Below are 18,737 nucleotides of genomic sequence, written 5' to 3' on the forward strand. Positions count from 1 at the left end.
AGATTACGCCTCCAACTTGCGAGCCATGTCTTTGTATACCGTTCGCCAATCAGTAGAGAAATGGGATTCAACAGCGTCAGCGACCATACCCGTTATTTTTTGTTTTCGTACTGGGGATATATTGAGTAGAGGCAATAGGGAGTAAATATTACTTGCGATAAATCGATAAACAATAAATTCCTTAGATCGATATTGCTCCAAAAACTCTGCATTTGTGAAGAAGGACTCATGGAATTCACTTACATTGGAATGCCTCTCCAAAAAATCATCGCCAAAGTGCATATTTTGTGTATAGATTTCTCCTGCATCAAAGGCTTCAGAATAGATTTGCTGTAACCTCTCAATTAAATATCTCATATTCTGGACTATCGGCTCCTTATCAAAGCCCCCCTCCAAGAATTGTTCCACGCCATTCTGTACGAATGACTTTTCCATGTCGCTGTGAGTATGAATGACAGAATGTAAGGCATCGGCACGATCTTTATTTTTCAATTCAGTCAGCTGCTGTTTAAAATATTCAAAGTTCGATCTAAGAGATAAGTAACCGTAACGAATACCACCTGGACTCAATTGAGACGATATAAAGAATGTCTTCATAATTTCAATATTCTGCTGATCCACACTATAATTCATCCAATGAAAATAAAGACGTCGTAATACTTCTGTTTTCAGTTGCTCAACCTGGTAGTTAGCCTCTACACCGCATAGTGGATTATTTTTAAGCAAATTAGCAGAAGTAATCGACCGGACCTCTCCATCCTTAATCAGAGGCAATACCTCACCAGGGTAATCCTCCATCTTCTTTAGTGTTTCAACCATGACAGTAAATCTGCGGTAATCCTGTTCTACATAGTTGGATTGGTGATTAGCCATCAAAGTCGAAATGAACTGCTCAATTGCAGCAGAATATTCCTCTGCTTCCCACGTAAGATTTAGGTGAAACCCCTGCACCCAATCTTTTTGAATCACTACATTTCGCATATCCATCTCATTCAAAAATGTAATAATTTTACCCATTATTGAGTCTGTGACATCATTATCATAAAGAAAGCATTGCAAGGTTTTTAACTCCCTGTTCATTCTCAATCCCCCCATTATGAGTCATTTCGTATATATATTCTGTCACAGAGCTACTATCGTTGTGCATAATTGGTAGTTCTTCTTCTACGAGTACATACTCATTCTTATCTATAATTTGCATAAACAGATGGAACAACAACGGAGAGGAAAGATTAATAAATTGTGGCTTTCGATCTGACAGTCCCTCCGTTTTGGAAGGATCGATAGCGTACGGACGAAGATAGAATCGCAGAGGAATATCATGCTGCATGTAATATGTAAGTATTTTGCCCCATGTTTCAAAGCCTTTGTCGTTTCCGCTTGCCTTAATTAAGTCCTCGGTACGAACCAACCATTTTGCTCTCGACAGTACTAGCTTACCACTAGACATCGCAACTCTAGGAATTCTCATAACAGGTGGAATTGTACCCGTTTGAACATACTCCTGAATGAGCACTTCACCAAAATCAAAATACAATGTTCCATGAGAAGATAGTGTATCAAATACATTTAATATAGGAGGGGTCGCTAACAATGTCAGCGTTCCCAAAAACTGTGGGCGCACTCTCTTTCGGCTCTTTATTTCATAGAATTCAAGCAAGCTAGTATTCGAATTGTAGCTTAAACCCACATCCCTCCAGGTCAATGCATCCTTCGTGCCATTCTCAGTCATAATAGGAAGCTGGAATACTTGCTTGACTACCGATCCCCGCAAGTTCGCATTGAATCCGAATGTATTATGTATATCTGCAATTCCGTTCTTCTCAAAGCAATCTCGCACATAAGCATCATACTCCCGATCCGAATGGCTAAGATATTTCAAAAACCTTGCAAAAAACATCCCGTAGCCTTTGTAGGTATGATTCAAAACTATTTTTTCATTGGTATGCTGTACAAAAAAAGAATGTGAGATCAATTCATTTCCAATAATGCATTGAAGCTGGTTCACGGCCGATTTGATAATGTCATGATCAAGGTTTATTTCCTTATCATTGATCTTGGATTTCATATGATTAATCAGCATTCTAGCAACAGAATGAAGCTGGTTTACCTTATCATGGCTATATTTGCTCTCTTCCTTAAACCTGCCTCTTCCTGTGTCATAAAGGTCTTTATCAAAGAACAATGCCTGTGCCAAATCCCGCATCATACTGGATATTTCTTGAACGCTGCCTGGTTCCCAAGTCATCCCGTAACATTGTTTAAAATGCTGACTAGCGTAGTATCTCATCTTAATTGAAACATCAAATGCCATCGTCAACCATTGATAGTCAGCTAGTGCATTCTTCCAGTACCAGTCATCCGATAGCGCTTGAGCTTCTCGTTTTTCGTCAATCCCATCGATATAAAGCATTTCACGTCGTTCACACTGTAGATCAAAGTGCTTCATGATCTCTTCAATCATCTGATAGACCTCTTCCAGCGTATTGAAATTATTCATTCCATCCTCTAGATCAGTCAACATTCGTTGAAGATGATGCAATTGGGCTATCGAAGGATGATTAAATTCAAGCAATCGAAGCGTTTCAAGCAGCTCTTCCACCATATCTTCAGCTTGACCATTCAAGTATACTGAGCGTTCAAGAACACCATTTTCAATAAGGTAGTAAATAAGCTGAGTGGTTACTTCCTCCTCCATCCCGCATTTCTGTAAGCGTTCAAGCATCTGCTTATAAGACAATCGTCTCGCCTTATTCAATTCATCAAATAATACAACTAATGACGAATTTGATGGGAGCATGCATAATTGCTGACTTGCCTTATACAATTTCTTTTTCTTGTCCCCGTCCTTCAACACCGTTATATAATACTTACCTTCTTTTTCAATCAGCGTGTCATTAAGTTGATAGCTTAACTGCTTCATTATTTCTGGATAAAGGCATATTTGATCAAAAATACGAAGTAATATCGCATCATTCACTCTTGGATAAAGTCGTTTTCTTCCTGTTAGCTTCACTTGATTAAAAACTCCAATACCAGAATAGGTCAAATTGGCAAATGGGCTCGTCTTCATGACAGATCTAGTTAGAAAACGTGATAACACATAGTCTAGCTTACGCACCTGACGATTATGCTTACTTGCTTCAGTTGAAAGGTATGTTTCAAGATTTTTGAAGATCGACGTATTTAACAGAACTAATGAATTACGTAATTCAATATCATTCTGATAAACCTTCTGAATCCATTCTCGCTCTTGCCCGTATGCTTGTTCATAACTGTTCTGAATCTCACTTCGCTGTTGTGAAAGACGCTCTTGTTTCAGGAAGACCTCATGAATTAATACCTTAAGCTTAGACGAAAACATTTCTTGTATAGATTGAAACTTAGCCCGCGCACTGGGCCGCATATTAAACAAATCACGCTTAAAGTTGATAGCAAGTCTTCGGATTTGATCATCCTGAATCAATTTAATCTCAGCTTCCATCTGTGAAGTAAGATCAGAAATCTCTTCAACCAAAAGAGATTTCTGATCCAATAATCGCTTATACGACATACTCAGTTCCCCTAGTAAAGGGTGTATATAAGCAGCAGGAAAATTAGTCTCCCGATAGATATATAGAGGTGAGAGTTTCATCGGATATTCTCCTTTATCTCAATTACAAACAAGTTGAATTCGAACCTTACACGGTTACGGAAACGGATGCGGCGCTTCATTAATCTTCCATTCATTGATTCCTAAATATTCTCCTACCTGTTGGATTCGAGTTCGATTAATATGCCGGTTTTGTTCACCAAACCAAAGCTGCTGCATACCAGGAACAATCACTTTTACACATTCCAGTTGAAGTGGCAGAAAGCCCTCTGGGGTCTGACGAACAATCAGAATATCTCCGTATAACTCATACATCATATCCAACAAATTATGCACAACCTGTTTCAAGTGAATTTGACTGTGCTGCTTCTTATAAAAGTTCGTAAACGCTTGCTGAACCGTACAAACAGGGACACCTTGGTTCAAAAAGTCGAAGCAGGATCGTTCCGAGGGCAACGTATACAGTAAAGGGTGATCGTCTAACTCGCGTACTCCATTTTGCTTGACATCTTGAGCTTTCTGTCGCATTTTATCCAATTGTTGATCGTGAAACTCTAAGGCAAGCAACATCTCTTGAAGCGCTGACAATATAGCCTCCTCTGGATGATGATTAGCAGCACATGTGGAGTAAGTCGCAAATTTCAGCTCTGTTTGTCCCATTGCAAACGCCCAAATGGTTGGAATTTTAGTTTCCATTGTGATATCAAATAAGGTCACTTCATAACCCAGCTGACTCAATCGATCAAGTGCATAGTGAGCTTTCCAGCTTTCAACACTATCAATATCCAACCTGGTCGGCGTCCTTCGCAAATACCAATGATTTAAGAATGCATCTCGTTCGATAATTTCAAGGCAGGCGTAGTACACACTGTCCAGAATGCCTCCACCAAGTGCGTTACCATTAGAATTTCCCTTCGCCAGCATACAGGCATTTCCCAAATAATCCTGATCATATTTGTAATAAGCCAGACTTTCTGGAATGAATACACCTGTCTTTGACTTCCATGAATACGCCTCGATCCAGTATGTTTTTTGATCTGTGCTAAACGGGATAATCCTTTGATTCATACCGATGATATTATCCAAGAAACTCCTCGGGTCCCATACATTCACCGTCTTCTGCAAGCTGGCGTAATCCCCCCATATGTTTTCCTGTTCACGTCCTCGCGGATGGGTTCCAGCTAACCGTTCCATAGCTTCATAGTATGACTTCCGTCTGGTGTTCTCGAATTGAAAACCAGTTCCTGTAGAAACAATATATCGATCTTCGTGTGCAATTCGAATTGTAGAACCTATGGAAAACACAGATTGGATATTCATATCCTGGTATATAATGAAATTGGAATCATAATTGTATGGAGAGAACATCGTGTCAATTAAGGTATGATCCCTTCTATAACGATAAGCAGCTGAGCGCTCGACGATGAATTCATCATTCAATCCAAGCTCAATCCACTTGATATCATCGTGCCTGTGTTCTCCAGTACAATTCGGACATCTGTACATGGGCCAGAAATGGAAGCGTTCGATATGACCACGATAATCAACACGATAATAAGGATAGCCAGCTGAGCAATCTTGTTGACTGCACAGCAGCTCCTTTGCAAGTTCCTGTAAAAGATCCTGTTCTAACTGAAAAGGAGAAAGATAAACTATATTAGAATGCTCCTTCAGAAACTCATTTTCTCTTGCATTCCATTTTCTTCTTAATCGCAAACATGCTGGGCACCCCATAGCAGAGACAGCAAACAGCGGCCCAATGATTGCCTCGTCATGGTCCAAATAAAGGTATAGATATTGATCAACTCCCTTAGGAGTTAAAGCTTGATCCCAAACAGAGTCTGCATAATCCACAAGGCATAATAATGATTCTGTATCCGAGAGCGGGATCTTATAATCACGTTGATTAGTTGTTATGCGAGATATAGGCATGGCTTATTCACCCCGAATAATACAAAAGTTATATTTTCTTGTGAAACCATCATGATACTGCCATAGCTTGTCTAGCGTACCAATCCGTTTTTTCTCTTGTCTGTCATCTTCTCCACATTTATGGTATATATCGACAATCCCCTGTGAAATACTGTCGGAAATAGAGTGATAGTACTGGTTATTTATAGTCAGACGGACATGAATCAATGAGGATGGCAGCTCTTCAAATGTAGCACTTTGGAGCTTATCATCCATACCTAAAGCAATGACAAGTGGATAGCTAGAACAATCTATCATTTGTGGAAGCGGTCCTTGCTCCATTACAAGATCGCTAGCATTAAGATATTGCAAGTAGGCTGTCTTCCTTGAAAGACCAAGAAAAAAACCATCATAATTATAGAATTGTGTAAGGACGTAAATTAAAAATTTCTCAATCACATCACTCTTACTTATTCCATAGAAACGTTTTGTTCCATGCAAAAAATAAGCCTCGATCGTCCATAGGACATCAAAATAAAAATGATACTTGTGCAACATACGAGTAATTAGGTCTAAATCCATTAAAGTTTCATCAATTGTGCGTTCCCCATACCAATCCGTAAACGGAACGACTTCCGTTGGACAGCACTTAACGTGGGAAATAGTCGACAAAACCGATAGTGAATTGAGACCGTAGCTATCAAGCGTCAATACCATGTTGTTATTATAGTCCCGCTGCATTATCCAATTAGGAACCGGATATCTCGGAAGGTTACACACAGGATTATGCAGGGCCAGGCACTGATTACAAACATTCGAAACCAGTAATACTTTATCCCCCAATTCATAAGGGGATCTTTTGTACTCATTCCATACCTTTGAAGGGAATAACTCCTTCATGATTCTATTTAAAAGGTTCTTCTCCTCAAGTGTAAGATCGTCACTCGTTAACAGACGTGTAACCACATTGACATCGATATGGTTGATCTGGACAACTCGTCCATGCCCAGTGACAGTTACACCATCACCATTTCTAACAACCTTGATAGACTGTTCACTCAATTCAATCACCTACGATCTCATATAAATACTCTTCTACTGTATTATGATTCTCATATGGATTAGGCAGTGCTTCTTCAAATACAATAGCTAGTTCACTGTATTTCTTAACATTAACCTGAATATGCCTTAGCATATGTGAATAATACACAGGCTCCTCTGCATCAAAGAATATTGGTTTATGCAAACCAACATCACCATAGCGGATTTGTAATCTACTATTCTCAACAGGAAATAGACGGACGAATGTTTGAGTTGGAATGCCGTACTTAACTAACAATTCATGAAATTTCGAATATCCTTGAAAGTCTGACTTTATTCCACTAATAAGCCGGCTATGTACAATTTGTCGTCTTCTTTGTAACACCAAGGATCCATAAACGATACGTCCAATCTCCGTATACTCTTGAAGTGTTATCGATAAATAATGAACCTTCATTCCTTGAATAAATCCATTCTGGAAAATATAGGGGAGTACTTTCATCTGCTCTGACAGATGAGTTGGTGCCAACTGCCCGGTATAAAGTGGAATCCTATTTCCATCTGAATATTTCAAGTAAAATCGATGATATTGTTCATCCCAACAAAGCGTACATTGATCGAAAAAAGAAGGATGTTGGAAATTACTCGTCTTAGAATAATTGAACTTGCTGCATGCTTTACTGTAGGCCGCACTTAAATTCGGGTGGTAGCCATAAGACGGAGAATATGTAATCAATCTTGCAGCAGAATCATCAGACTGCATTCTTCGTTCTAGCAATTCAAAGAGATCATCATACTGACTAGACAGCCCATGACGAATAAAAAAGTTCAAGTAACTAAATTGAATATCATTGACAATGAAACGCTTGCTTGTATCATGTTGAATCAGAAATTTAGTAAAAGCTGTTGAATGGATAGGAAGGGAATGAAATTGCTGAATGATAGAGTTCATCAGAGCGTCGGTTAAATAAACATCTTCTCCGTTCAAGGAACCCATAATAAATTGCTGATATGTATTTCGTAGCTTTAACAATTCATGAGCAACCTCTCCTGAACTAAAAAAGCTTGTATGTATAGACTGATCAACAGAGAGTTGTTGATACTTATTGACGAGTTCATGTAATGTAGCTTGCAATTCAGTAAAGGGGATATCCCCTTTTTCATCTATTATTTGTTTTAGGTAGTGCTGAAAGATGATACGATTATCAAATACAGGCATTAAAGCATCAAGCACTTTTAAGTGTCGTTCGAATTCCTCGGGGATAACGTTTTGTGTTCCTTCGGTATTAAAATAACTGTTCTCGACAATCGGATCTAGAAATTGTGAACAGTAATTTTCATCACTAAGAGCGGCACAATAGGATAAATGACTGGAAATAGCATCTAAATCTCGCTCCTTATGCTGAATGTCAAAACATGCTTCAAGATGCTTACTGATCGCATAAGCTGCTTCTAAATGACCTCGAATCTCCTCTACTCTCTGAGATTGTCCGGCGTAAGTCGCAACAAGAGCTAGAAGTTGCTCTAGAGTCGGCTCTGGATACTCAATTTGCAACGTATTTTTGATAAATCCAAGAACTTGAAGTTTCTGAAGCAGTTCCGTCGTCACTTCCCCTTTACCAATAGCTATAAGTTGATCACTCGATAGCAAGTCACCACTACGAAATAGATCGCTTAACTTTTTCGGAACAATATAAACGAAACTTTCATTCCCATAGAATTGGTGTGATTCATGCACTTTCCTATAACGGCTGTTCGTTCTTGGCTTTCCATCTACTAACTTGTAATCAATCAGAAAGTTACTGTTCATAACCACTTCAGGAATAAGTAGAAACATATCCCACAGTTTCATAAGGATACTTTGATTAACTTCAACGAGTAATTTTCCGCTTCTCTCATCAAACAAAGTTATTGATGTATAAGTTGAAAAAGGTGCGGTCTTAGCGAACGCCCTCATCATTATTTTCCATAACTTAGATTTCTTTTTTCTTGATACTGTGTTTTTAAGCGCATCAAACATCTTCCTATTAGTCGTCAGTAGAGCGTTCTGAACATACCAATTTCGTTGATACAATTCACCTAACGCTTGATCACCCTTGTCTACTTCTATACCAAAAAGTGTATCTAGCTTAGAATAATACTTTTTTACACTTTTCTGAAATTGAAGATATTGCTGTAATTCATTCAAGAAGCTCTCAGGAAGTTGGTCGATCTTAGGAATACGATGGTAATCATCTTTTTCCTCACTGATCATCCTCTGAAGGTAGATATAAGCAATACGATGTGAAGCATCACAGTCAATCAAAGTGGATAACTGCTTATGAAGCTGCTGTCGTCTATCCTGGCATTGTTTCAGCATCCTATTGTAGTCAAGATATGCTGGATAATAGTCTCCCTTAACCTTGCAAATCTCCCTGACAGAAATATGATTTCGCCGCAAAGCTAACAGCATATTCATATCGTTACCTCCAGGCGTTTTAGATCATACCGCATAGGGGAGTACGCAATGACTCCCCTATGCGTTCAATGAAGTAGGTTAAGCGCAAGATGAAGATGTAGAAGAGCAAGAAGAGGAACCACAAGTAGAGCAACCCCAATTTCCACCAGAAGTTGCTGCAGTCGAAGGAACAGCCTCTACATGATCAAGCTCAATAACCTCAAGCTCGATGTCTTCCAGCAAGTTTTTGATTTCGTTCATTAGTATCACCTCCTGGTCTATTAAATTTTCTTTACCTGACTACTAAGTCCAGAGTAGTGGATAATATTTACCATAATAGGTAATGTTTATCCGACGACTCCAATTATATTCCTATATTTACATATTTGTAAACGGTGTTATTTTGTCGTTATTTGTAGAATAAGTATATATTTGTATTAATTTCATAATCTCTTTACTGCTTCAATCAGAATCGAATTTTATAAAATACTGAAATTATGAAATTTGATTCATTTACATAATTGTTTCACATATGCTTATCGGCCTATGAGCACAGCCATATATCACGTACGAATGTACCTTTTGATACTTGGATATGTCCTAACACTTGCCAGCCTGTTTCGTTAAGCGGACCTTCAAGCGACTCCGTACTCACAATAACCGCCCGATCAGCCAATCTTCGCAAACTGGTTAACATCCGCAGCTGGTCTTCATGCGGAAGCACCGAGCAGACGTTGTAGGGCAAATCCAATATGGCAGCATTGAAATGACCGACCAAATCGTTCATATCCCGAAGCGAAACATGTTGATCGGAATACCCATAATGCTGCAAATTCACTCTTGCCCCCCGGACAGCGAGTGGATTGATATCACAGCCTTCTATACTCAGCCCCATAGATAAAGCCACAATCAATACATTTCCCATACCACAGCAAGGATCCAGCATCCGTACACCCTCAGTGTCAGGTGCGGCTATATTTACTAGCGCGCGTGCAACTCGTGAGCTAAGCCCTGTCGAAAAATTTTGTGGTTTTTGCTTGTGGGATAACCAAGTGCGCTCGGGATAATGACATATCCCCAGCATCCAACTGCCTTTATGGAACAGAAGTCCCAAGGTTACATCCAGTGACTTCATAGCAGCCTTACCAGTAATTCGACCTCCTACCATCCGCTCCATTGTACGCTGCTCTTCATAACTGAGCTTGTCCCCTGCCTTCATATAAACCACTTTGAAGGTTGAATCGGTAAGTTGAATGGAAGCAGCTTGTTCAGCCATCTCTTGAATGGTGTCCTCAGTGAAAATAACATCCATTCTTGCGGATATAAATGGGCTTCTGTCCGGATTGATCTTCCGCTCACTCTGAACCCAGGAGATTCCTGTTTCAGGTTCATGACCCAGAAGTTCTCGCAGTTCCATACTACATAGCTCTTGTTCCGACTCATGGCAGGCATAGGTATAAATATATTTCTGCTCATCCATGTCAAGAATCAGGTTCTTCAAGTTTTCATGTTTCATCATACCTGTCATCATTCTTTCATTCATTGATTTCATCTAACATGGCCCCCGCTAGAAGTCGGAACGATTCCAATCGCTCTTCATACCTATCCATTGGCGTAAACACCAGAAATTCATTACATTGAGCTTGTACCGACATATTTAGTAGCTTAGCCCGAATTTGTTCAGGTGTGCCAGTTAAAAGACGACTATAGCTATCGTTCTCTGTCTGACCTTCTGGGAGCCCCGGACCGGGCATCGAAGCTTTTTCGGTTAGCCTTACCGCTTCTTCCTCGGTCTTAGCGCAGATCACCCCGACGGCCATGATACTTCTTGGTCGATCCAGAAGTGATGACGGTTGGAATACTTCCCGGTAGGTCCTCAGAACTTCCGCCCCATTCTTGTCGCTCATGAACTGCCCGAACACATAACCTGTTCCGAATTCTGCGGCCATGGCTGCGCTCTTCACATTTGTACCGAGCATCCAAAGCTCAGGAGGTATGCGGGGAACCGGCTTCGCTGTAACCGGCACATCTTCATAGGCGTAGGAATCGCTCAACAGTGCCTTGAGGGCTTGTACGCGATTCGGCATATCTGCAACGTTAGCTAGAAAATTGCCACTCAGCGCCATCGATGTATGTGCTGAGCCGCCGGGTGCACGGCCGACACCAAGGTCAATTCGCCCTGGATACAACGTAGCCAGCATGCGGAAATTCTCCGCCACCTTTAGCGGGCTGTAGTGGGGCAGCAGCACGGCCCCGGAGCCGAGCCGGATGCGCGTTGTCCTGGCACCGATATGGGACAGCAAAATCTCAGGCGATGCACAGGACAGATGCTCCAGATCATGGTGCTCTGCCGCCCAGTAGCGCCCGTAGTCCCATGCTTCCACTTTTTGTGCCAGTATCACCGCTTGCTGCAACGCTTCTTCGAACGAGCTCTCTCCCAAACGCGGAACCAGGTCAAGCACGCTCAGTTTCAATTGGCTATTCATGCCATCCCCCTTTTTCCGCCGATCCTAATCCAAATCATAGATCGAACCTACCTTGAGTCCATATAACTCGTTATAGATTTTCTCGGCAAAAGCGTCCGTCATCCCTGCGATATAATCAATCACCATATGCTCCCACGTCCAGATCGGCTGGGTCCGCTTCTGATCCGCCTCATAACGCTGAAGCCAGTCGGACGGAATAATCGCCGTTGACGCAACAGGATCCAGAAAAGCATCCCACAAGCGCTTGATGATCCATTCGCTGCGCTTCTGCAGGCGCTGAACCCGCAGGTCGCGAATCATAGTCACCCAAGCGAAACTCTTCAGGACGCTGACCGTACGCAGCATATCCTCATCTTCCACACCGTCTTTGACAAACGTCACCTTTTTCCAATCCCCGTTCGTAATTACGCCCAAGCTGCCTACAAACAGGCTGACCCAGTAGGCCTTGACCTCCCGCCGGGTACGGGAATAGTCATTCTCGCAGGTCGGCATTTTCTCGTTCCAGATTTTCAGAAACTCGTCCAGCACCGTATCCACCTTCGGATGAATCTGCTCCTTGGTCCATCCCTTCCATACCTCGTCTTCCAGCGTCATGATCTTCTCCACGATCAGTTTGTTCAGGTGACTGTCCCGCAAAAAGTGTTCGTGCACCTCGATCTTCCCGGCTTTGATGCCATCCTCCAGATCATGCGCGGAATAGGCGATGTCATCGCAAAGATCCATCAGCTGCGCTTCGAGCGTTCGATGCGTGCCGGGAATTTGCCACTCCTTCCGAATCTGGGAGATGTAATCCCATTCATGCCGGTACATCCCTTTATGATTATCCAACCCGGAGAACGGATATTTATTGATGCCAAGCAGCACCGCATCGGACAGATTGAGTCCGTTGACATTCTCTCTTTTCTCCAAAAACATGATCAGCCGAAAATTGTGCGCATTCCCTTCAAAATGCTCATATTTACGTCGCATCGCCTGCTGTACCTCGGCAGCCCGCTCCGGCGTCGGCGTACCCGGCTGACGCGTCAGCTCCTTCTCGGTTCTGCGGTCAATTAGCTTATCCAGAATGCCCTGCAGCACCTCTTCGCCCTTATGGCCGAATGGAGGATGCCCAAAATCATGGGCGATCGCCGCGCATTCCACCACCTCGGGATCAATCATCAGCCCAGCGTTCTCCGCCTGATCCGGCATCACTTCGGGATAATGGCGGCTCAAACTCCGTGCCGCTTCGCGCGCAATCTGCGCCACCTCGAGCGAATGCGTTAAGCGCGTCCGATAGTAATCGCCGGTGCCAGCACCGAATACCTGTGATTTTCCTTGCAGCCGGCGGAACGTCGGCGAATGGATCAGGCGCGAATAATCCCGCTCGTATACCGCGCGTGAAGCATCCGACTTCGTTTGCTCCGGGTATTGGCGATGCTCTCTAAGCTCATTCAGTGTCATTTATCCCACTCCTGTTTTATCTGTATAGGGTCGATTCGGAACCATTCGTTCTTTAGATTATATGCCATCCGGCAGCTGAAGAAAAATATGATTCCTAAGTAAAACCCGTTCCTCCTTGTATACCCGAATTGTGTCAGACACTATCTGCTAAGCACGATATTCCCGTCAAGGCGATGGGTGGAGCAAATTATACAAAGATGGACTCCAGTCTCCACGGCCCTATTTTTACACCCTCGGGAGGGTATAAACGTCAATGAATCTTCCATTATGCAAAAACGCCAAGCGCTTATAGGATTAACACAAGACCTATGCTTGCATTCTTGATACGTTGTTAGGTAAGCGCTGTCATTCGCTTCTTGAAGCGCGCCACGGAAAGGAGGGAAATGATATTCCATAAGAGTCATAAAGCAAATCCGATACCACCCCGAATCAGTCCGACCATGTCAAAGCCACCTTCTTCTCCTATACCCACATGCACCTCTAACATTCATTGGGCTTCTTATGCCCGGGGGGCAGTCAAGCGCCTACTCCTCGGGTTTTCTTAAACACGCTTCAATCACAAATTGAAAAGCGAGGGATGGAACGTTGAAGAAGACACTTAACCGAATCTCATGCCTAATCCTCTGCCTGCTGATCACCATAAGCATCATGGCATCCCCAGGGCAGCTTCCTGTTGTATCTGCACAATCGGTTTCAGAATTCGATCTTACAGATGAATCTGTTGCCTCGGATTCCGATCCCCTGCCGGAACCAGAAGGGCCAGATATTCGCTTCTTCTCCGATAACTTTGATTCGGACCGCTACGGAACCACGGGCGGCGTCGTCATCCCGCTGCCTTGGGTTCAGACCGGGGATGGCGGGAGTAAAGCCAAAACCTCCGTATCCGGCAGCGCGCCGTCCACGCCGAACCTCATGAAAATCGACGTGACCGATTCGGTCTATCTGCCCGTCAATACGACGGGTTATGGCAACATTAAGCTGAGTTATTATACGAGAGCCTCATCCTATGTCAGCGGAAGCATTGTTGCCGAGTGGTCAGGCGACGACGGAGCGACCTGGAGCATACTGGAGGATTTCAAGCTGGCCCCGGGAACGCCCGAAGCGCCTCGCAGCGAATCCAACACGATGAAAACCTGGACGCTGCCGCCGGAAGCCAGCAGCAATCCGAACGTGCGAATCCAGTTCCGGGTAGGTGATCCGATGAACGCCAATATGTATATCGACAGCGTCTCGCTGTCCGGTCAGGCCATACCGGGCATTCCGCCTGCGATCGATCCCGTGCCTGAACCCCCGCCGACCGAAACGGGCCCATACCCTGCGCCGGAAGGCGTAACCCTCTATGAGGACGTTTTGATCGGTAAAGCCGGCGATCGGGATCTCTTCACGTCCATTGCCGTTCCGAGCACTCCGCCAGCCGAGCCTATGCCGGTCATGATCTACATTCACGGCGGAGGCTGGAATAAAGGCGACCGCAAAAACGCTCTCGGCAGCATCTGCAACTATGTCCTTAAACGCGGGTACATCGGCGTTTCCTTAAGCTACCGGCTAACTCCCGAAGCGCCTTACCCGGCCCAGATTCAAGACGTGAAGCTGGCCATCCGTTATTTGCGAGCACATGCCGAGCAATACCACATTGATCCGAGCCGGATCGGCGTCTGGGGAACTTCGGCAGGCGGGCATCTCGCATCCCTGCTCGGAACGACCGGAGACCTGACCATCGAGGATACGGTCACGCTGGATACTGGGGATACCGTTCATCTTCCCGATATCGAAGGCGCAGGAGGCTGGCCGGAATACTCCACCAAGGTTCAGGCGGTGGTGGACTGGTACGGACCGGCAGACTTCACGACCGATTTTGCCGACCGCTACAGCTCGGTCACAAAGCTGCTCGGTGGGCATAACGCCCTGTCCGTCCCGATTGAGGCTCGGCTTGCCATGCCGGGGACATATGCCACTCCCGATGATCCGCCGTTCTGGATCCGGCATGGTGACGCGGACGCCACCATCCCTTACACCGACAGCGTGACATTCGCGGATCAATTGACAAGCGCCGGTGTTCCGGTCGTGGATTTTGAGATCGTGCCCGGCCAGGGTCATGGTTTTACCGGAGAAGCCAAGTCAACCGCAGATGCGGAAGCTTGGGCTTTCATGGATCAGCACGTGAAGAACCTGGAAGTAACAACGCCGATCCTCTACAAAGACGGCTACACGCCCCCTGATCCGACGGACCCCACCGACCCAATCGATCCCTCTACGGGCATCCCCGTTGAGGTTGGCCGTTTGGTGCCCTCGGACGATGCCCTGATCGACAGTTCCAAACCCGACACCAATATCAATTCCGCTACAGGCACAAGCCTTGGCCTTTTTAGCGTATCGTCCGGTACAACCAACAAAAAGGTTGTCTATTTCAAATTCGATGCTTCCACCCTGAGCGATCCGGACTACCGCTACGAATTCCAGGTCGCCGCGAAAAAAGGCACCAGCAACACGGACCTGGAGCTCTCCCTCTACGGGATCGAGAATATAGCCTGGAACGAAAGCGAGCTGACCTGGAATAATGCGCCCACGAAGAGCCTCGATCCGGCCGCTTATGTGGGATCGTTTACGGTAAAGGCCGAGAATAGCGGGCGCCCGGAGGTGTACAGCGTCGATGTGACGGACTATGTCCGCAGCCGTCTTGCGAATGGCAGCGTATCGTTTCTCCTTGCAGATGCGAACCATACCGGTGTCAGCGTCAATATCTATACCAAGGAAGCCAACGGCTCCAGCAATCCAAGACCTGCGCTGGTCGTAAGCGAGTTGGTGGATTCCAGTCAGGATAATACGCCACCGGCCTGGCCGGACGGAAGCCGTCTGTCCATCAGTAGCATTGGCGAAGATTATGTGCACTTGGCATGGCCGACGGCAGAAGACAACAAGTTGGTTGCGAAGTATAACGTTTATCAAAACGATGTCAAAGTAACGGAACTGGGCTCCGACATCACCCGCTATGAAATGGAAGGACTGTCTCCGCACACGGAGTACAGCTATAAGGTCGAGGCCGTCGATGCCGCCGGAAACGTCAGTCCGGTTCCGCTGACGTTATCAGTTACGACGCTTAGTGCTCCCTTAGCGCCTTGGCCTGTGGCCTCAGTCACGGCAAGCGGCAGCGACGGCAACATCGAGGATAATACCTTGGACCAAAATCTGTACACCCGCTGGTCAGCGGCCGGCGACGGTCCGTGGATCATGTTTGATCTGGGCGAGGCCCGGGACATCGGCTATCTTGGCATCGCCTTCTATAAAGGGGACGCTCGGGCGACGGAGATCGATATCGAAACCTCCGATGACGGAGTAACCTGGTCTCCCCTCTTCAACGGTTCGAGCAGCGGTACCACCACCGCGATGCAGCCTTTTGACGTTCCGAATACGAGCGCGCGTTACGTGAAGCTGATCGGGCGCGGAAATTCGGACGGCAGTGCCTACACGAGTCTGACGGAAGTCCATATCTATCCGCCTTTTGCTAACGGGGATACGCCTGTGGCGATAATACCGGATTTTGTACCGCAGCCGCCGGAGGGTACGGTTCCTTTTACCGCTCCCGGCATGAAAAATGCGGACGGCAGCGACCATCCTGTGCATCAGGCTTTTGCTGCAACCGGAAGGACACTGAACGTGGTCGATTACGGGGCTGATCCTGCAGACAATGCTGCGGACGATCGACCGGCGATTCAACGAGCGATGGATGAAGCGCTCCCGGGAGACGAGGTATTTTTCCCGAATGGGGTATACAACTTAAAAAGTGCACCCGATGGACTGACCAATCTGATGCTGAAATCCGAGGTTAATTTACGGGGCGAGAGCCAGAACGGCGCGATCCTGAAAACCTCGCTGAACAAGGTTCGGAACAGTACGATGCTGAGATCCGCCAAGCAGCATGATCTAACCATCTCCAACCTGACGCTGACATCTGCTTGGGAGGGTCAATATACGACGGATCACAGAATCAACAATCCGGATGCAGGCGGTCCTGACATGATGATCATTGCCGCCAATTATGGCGAGTCGCCTTCGTACAACATCACGATCGACAGCGTGACGATCGAGAAATTCAGCCGCATGGGCGTCCGCATCGAGAACAGCCATGATATCGTCGTCCGTTACACCACGTTCCGAAATGCCACGGATCTTGGACCTGGCGGTGCCGGATACGGCGTATCCATTCAAGGCGTACCGAAGGTCGACCGAAACGGTTTTGCCAATGATACCAGGTGGAATCTGGTCGAGGACTCTTCCTTCGAGGGGCCTTATCTTCGTCACGGGGCACTTATTCAATATGTAGCCCATAACAATGTGGTCCGGCACAATGAATTCCACCAGGTCCGGCTGGATGCGATTGATCTGCATGGGGAGCTGGAGTATTTTAACGAGATCCACGATAACCTGATCACCGACATGCCGTATGGCGGCGGCATCGGCATCGGGAATACCGGGGGGACCGCTCCGACCAATCATAGTAAATCCGGCCCGCAAAACTATATTCACGACAACACGATCCGCAACGCGCGGCAAGGCATCGTCGTATCCATGGGCTCACCGGATACCATCATTGAGAACAACCGAATCGAAAATACCGTCGATATTCCGGATGCTGCCGGCATCCATATTTTGAACGGACCGGGCACGATCATCAAGGGCAACACGATCCGTCAGAACACGGCCGAGCATTATTGGGGCATCCTGCTCGAGCATGACAACGGGGACACCAACGCGGGCGGTATTGGAGCCGGAGACCCGGAGAATGTGCAGATTTTGAACAATACCATTACCGGGAACAGCAACGGGATTCAGCTCCAGGCTGGCCAGAATATCAAGCTAAGCAGCAATACGCTGGACAACATCGGCGAGAACTTTACGGTAGCCCCTGGCGTCACGTATACCGATCTCACCGTGGGCCTGGAGTACAGCACGACGGCCCCGACGAATCGAGACGTTGTTGCAGTCTTGGTGTCGAATCGTCCGTTTACCGTTACCAATAACAGCGGATCTCCAACATACAAATTTACCGAGAACGGTTCATTTACATTTGAGTATGCAGATGAGAACGGTAACGAAGGTACGATGACGGCCACCGTATCGAACATCGATAAAATCGCCCCGGTGCTGAAGGTTACACTCTCGCCTTCCGTATTGAAGGCGCCAAACCGCAAAATGGTCGATATTTACGCTGACCTCGAATCTAGCGATGAAGGCTCTGGCGTTGCATCAATCACTCTAACCTCCATTACCGTGGAGAGTGCGGGCGGCAAGGGGCATGGCGGAGATACATCGGAGATTGTGAACGGTAAAGATAAGGACACGGGTAACAACAACAGTAAAGGCAAGGATAAGGAAGGCGACCGGGGACCGAATATTCAAGATGCCGAGTTCGGTACCTATGATACCCATTTCCGGCTGCGAGCTGAGAAATCGGAGCGCGGACGGAGCCGAATCTACACGGTGACTTATACCGTTACGGACCATGCGGGGAACCAAGCGCAGGCGGTGGGGACGGTGAGGGTGAAGTGAGCTTACTTAGGTAGTGAATTTTTAATATGAATATGTATGCACAGACACAGGGTTTATGGAATAAGCGAACGTGAATTGCGCCGAGAAAGTAAAGACGGCTCAAACACACTATAAAAGCACATTCCGGAAATGAATAATCGAGCATGAAGATGCTAGCAAAACACTAACTGATATAAACAACAAAAGCTGCCCATACCGTCCTAAACGGTTGGGCAGCTTTATTGTTCAACACAGCTCAAAAAACGCCTCATTATATAGATGGAACTTGCGAGAGCAGCTGCCA

The 18,737-nt window shown here is 45.7% G+C and carries 10 protein-coding genes; 1 reads left to right on the forward strand and 9 read right to left on the reverse strand.

Annotated features, from left to right (window positions below; translation table 11 throughout):
* Nucleotides 1–3: 3 nt before the first annotated feature.
* The 9 genes from AB4124_RS04785 to AB4124_RS04825 form a co-directional block, all read right to left on the reverse strand.
* On the reverse strand, nt 4–1,080 hold the full coding sequence (locus AB4124_RS04785) for a hypothetical protein (protein ID WP_441971428.1): 1,077 nt from the start codon (nt 1,078–1,080) through the stop codon (nt 4–6).
* Nucleotides 1,040–3,634: a lantibiotic dehydratase gene (locus tag AB4124_RS04790; protein WP_441971430.1), complete on the reverse strand. Its 2,595-nt coding sequence runs from the start codon at nt 3,632–3,634 to the stop codon at nt 1,040–1,042. The genes AB4124_RS04785 and AB4124_RS04790 overlap by 41 nt, the downstream gene beginning before the upstream one ends.
* Nucleotides 3,635–3,688: 54 nt before the next feature.
* Nucleotides 3,689–5,524, reverse strand: coding sequence for a TOMM precursor leader peptide-binding protein (locus AB4124_RS04795; protein WP_441971432.1), 1,836 nt, complete (start codon nt 5,522–5,524; stop codon nt 3,689–3,691).
* 3 nt (nt 5,525–5,527) lie between these two features.
* Entirely contained in the window at nt 5,528–6,574 is a 1,047-nt protein-coding gene (locus tag AB4124_RS04800) for a hypothetical protein (protein ID WP_441971434.1), read from the reverse strand.
* On the reverse strand, nt 6,567–9,002 hold the full coding sequence (locus AB4124_RS04805) for a hypothetical protein (RefSeq protein WP_441971436.1): 2,436 nt from the start codon (nt 9,000–9,002) through the stop codon (nt 6,567–6,569). The genes AB4124_RS04800 and AB4124_RS04805 overlap by 8 nt, the downstream gene beginning before the upstream one ends.
* A 78-nt stretch (nt 9,003–9,080) precedes the next feature.
* A complete protein-coding gene (locus AB4124_RS04810; RefSeq protein WP_441971438.1) occupies nt 9,081–9,242 on the reverse strand; it encodes a thiazolylpeptide-type bacteriocin in 162 nt (53 codons plus the stop codon).
* Between the two features lie 283 nt (nt 9,243–9,525).
* Nucleotides 9,526–10,500: a TRM11 family SAM-dependent methyltransferase gene (locus AB4124_RS04815; protein WP_441971646.1), complete on the reverse strand. Its 975-nt coding sequence runs from the start codon at nt 10,498–10,500 to the stop codon at nt 9,526–9,528.
* A 16-nt stretch (nt 10,501–10,516) separates the two neighbouring features.
* Entirely contained in the window at nt 10,517–11,467 is a 951-nt protein-coding gene (locus AB4124_RS04820; RefSeq protein ID WP_441971440.1) for an MsnO8 family LLM class oxidoreductase, read from the reverse strand.
* A 24-nt stretch (nt 11,468–11,491) separates the two neighbouring features.
* Nucleotides 11,492–12,907, reverse strand: coding sequence for a deoxyguanosinetriphosphate triphosphohydrolase family protein (locus tag AB4124_RS04825; protein WP_076324747.1), 1,416 nt, complete (start codon nt 12,905–12,907; stop codon nt 11,492–11,494).
* Between the two features lie 585 nt (nt 12,908–13,492).
* On the opposite strand from AB4124_RS04825, the gene AB4124_RS04830 reads away from it, so the two are divergent.
* Complete coding sequence (locus tag AB4124_RS04830) at nt 13,493–18,454, forward strand: alpha/beta hydrolase fold domain-containing protein (RefSeq protein WP_441971443.1); 4,962 nt, start codon at nt 13,493–13,495, stop codon at nt 18,452–18,454.
* Nucleotides 18,455–18,737 lie beyond the last annotated feature (283 nt).

The organism is Paenibacillus sp. 2KB_20, assembly GCF_052115765.1.
Classification (GTDB): Bacteria; Bacillota; Bacilli; order Paenibacillales; family Paenibacillaceae; genus Paenibacillus_AQ.

Coding starts and splice junctions, on each gene's coding strand:
- AB4124_RS04785 (WP_441971428.1), bottom strand. CDS start 1,080: ATGAACAGGGAGTTAAAAACCTTGCAATGCTTTCTTTATGATAATGAT.
- AB4124_RS04790 (WP_441971430.1), bottom strand. CDS start 3,634: ATGAAACTCTCACCTCTATATATCTATCGGGAGACTAATTTTCCTGCT.
- AB4124_RS04795 (WP_441971432.1), bottom strand. CDS start 5,524: ATGCCTATATCTCGCATAACAACTAATCAACGTGATTATAAGATCCCG.
- AB4124_RS04805 (WP_441971436.1), bottom strand. CDS start 9,002: ATGAATATGCTGTTAGCTTTGCGGCGAAATCATATTTCTGTCAGGGAG.
- AB4124_RS04810 (WP_441971438.1), bottom strand. CDS start 9,242: ATGAACGAAATCAAAAACTTGCTGGAAGACATCGAGCTTGAGGTTATT.
- AB4124_RS04815 (WP_441971646.1), bottom strand. CDS start 10,500: ATGATGAAACATGAAAACTTGAAGAACCTGATTCTTGACATGGATGAG.
- AB4124_RS04820 (WP_441971440.1), bottom strand. CDS start 11,467: ATGAATAGCCAATTGAAACTGAGCGTGCTTGACCTGGTTCCGCGTTTG.
- AB4124_RS04825 (WP_076324747.1), bottom strand. CDS start 12,907: ATGACACTGAATGAGCTTAGAGAGCATCGCCAATACCCGGAGCAAACG.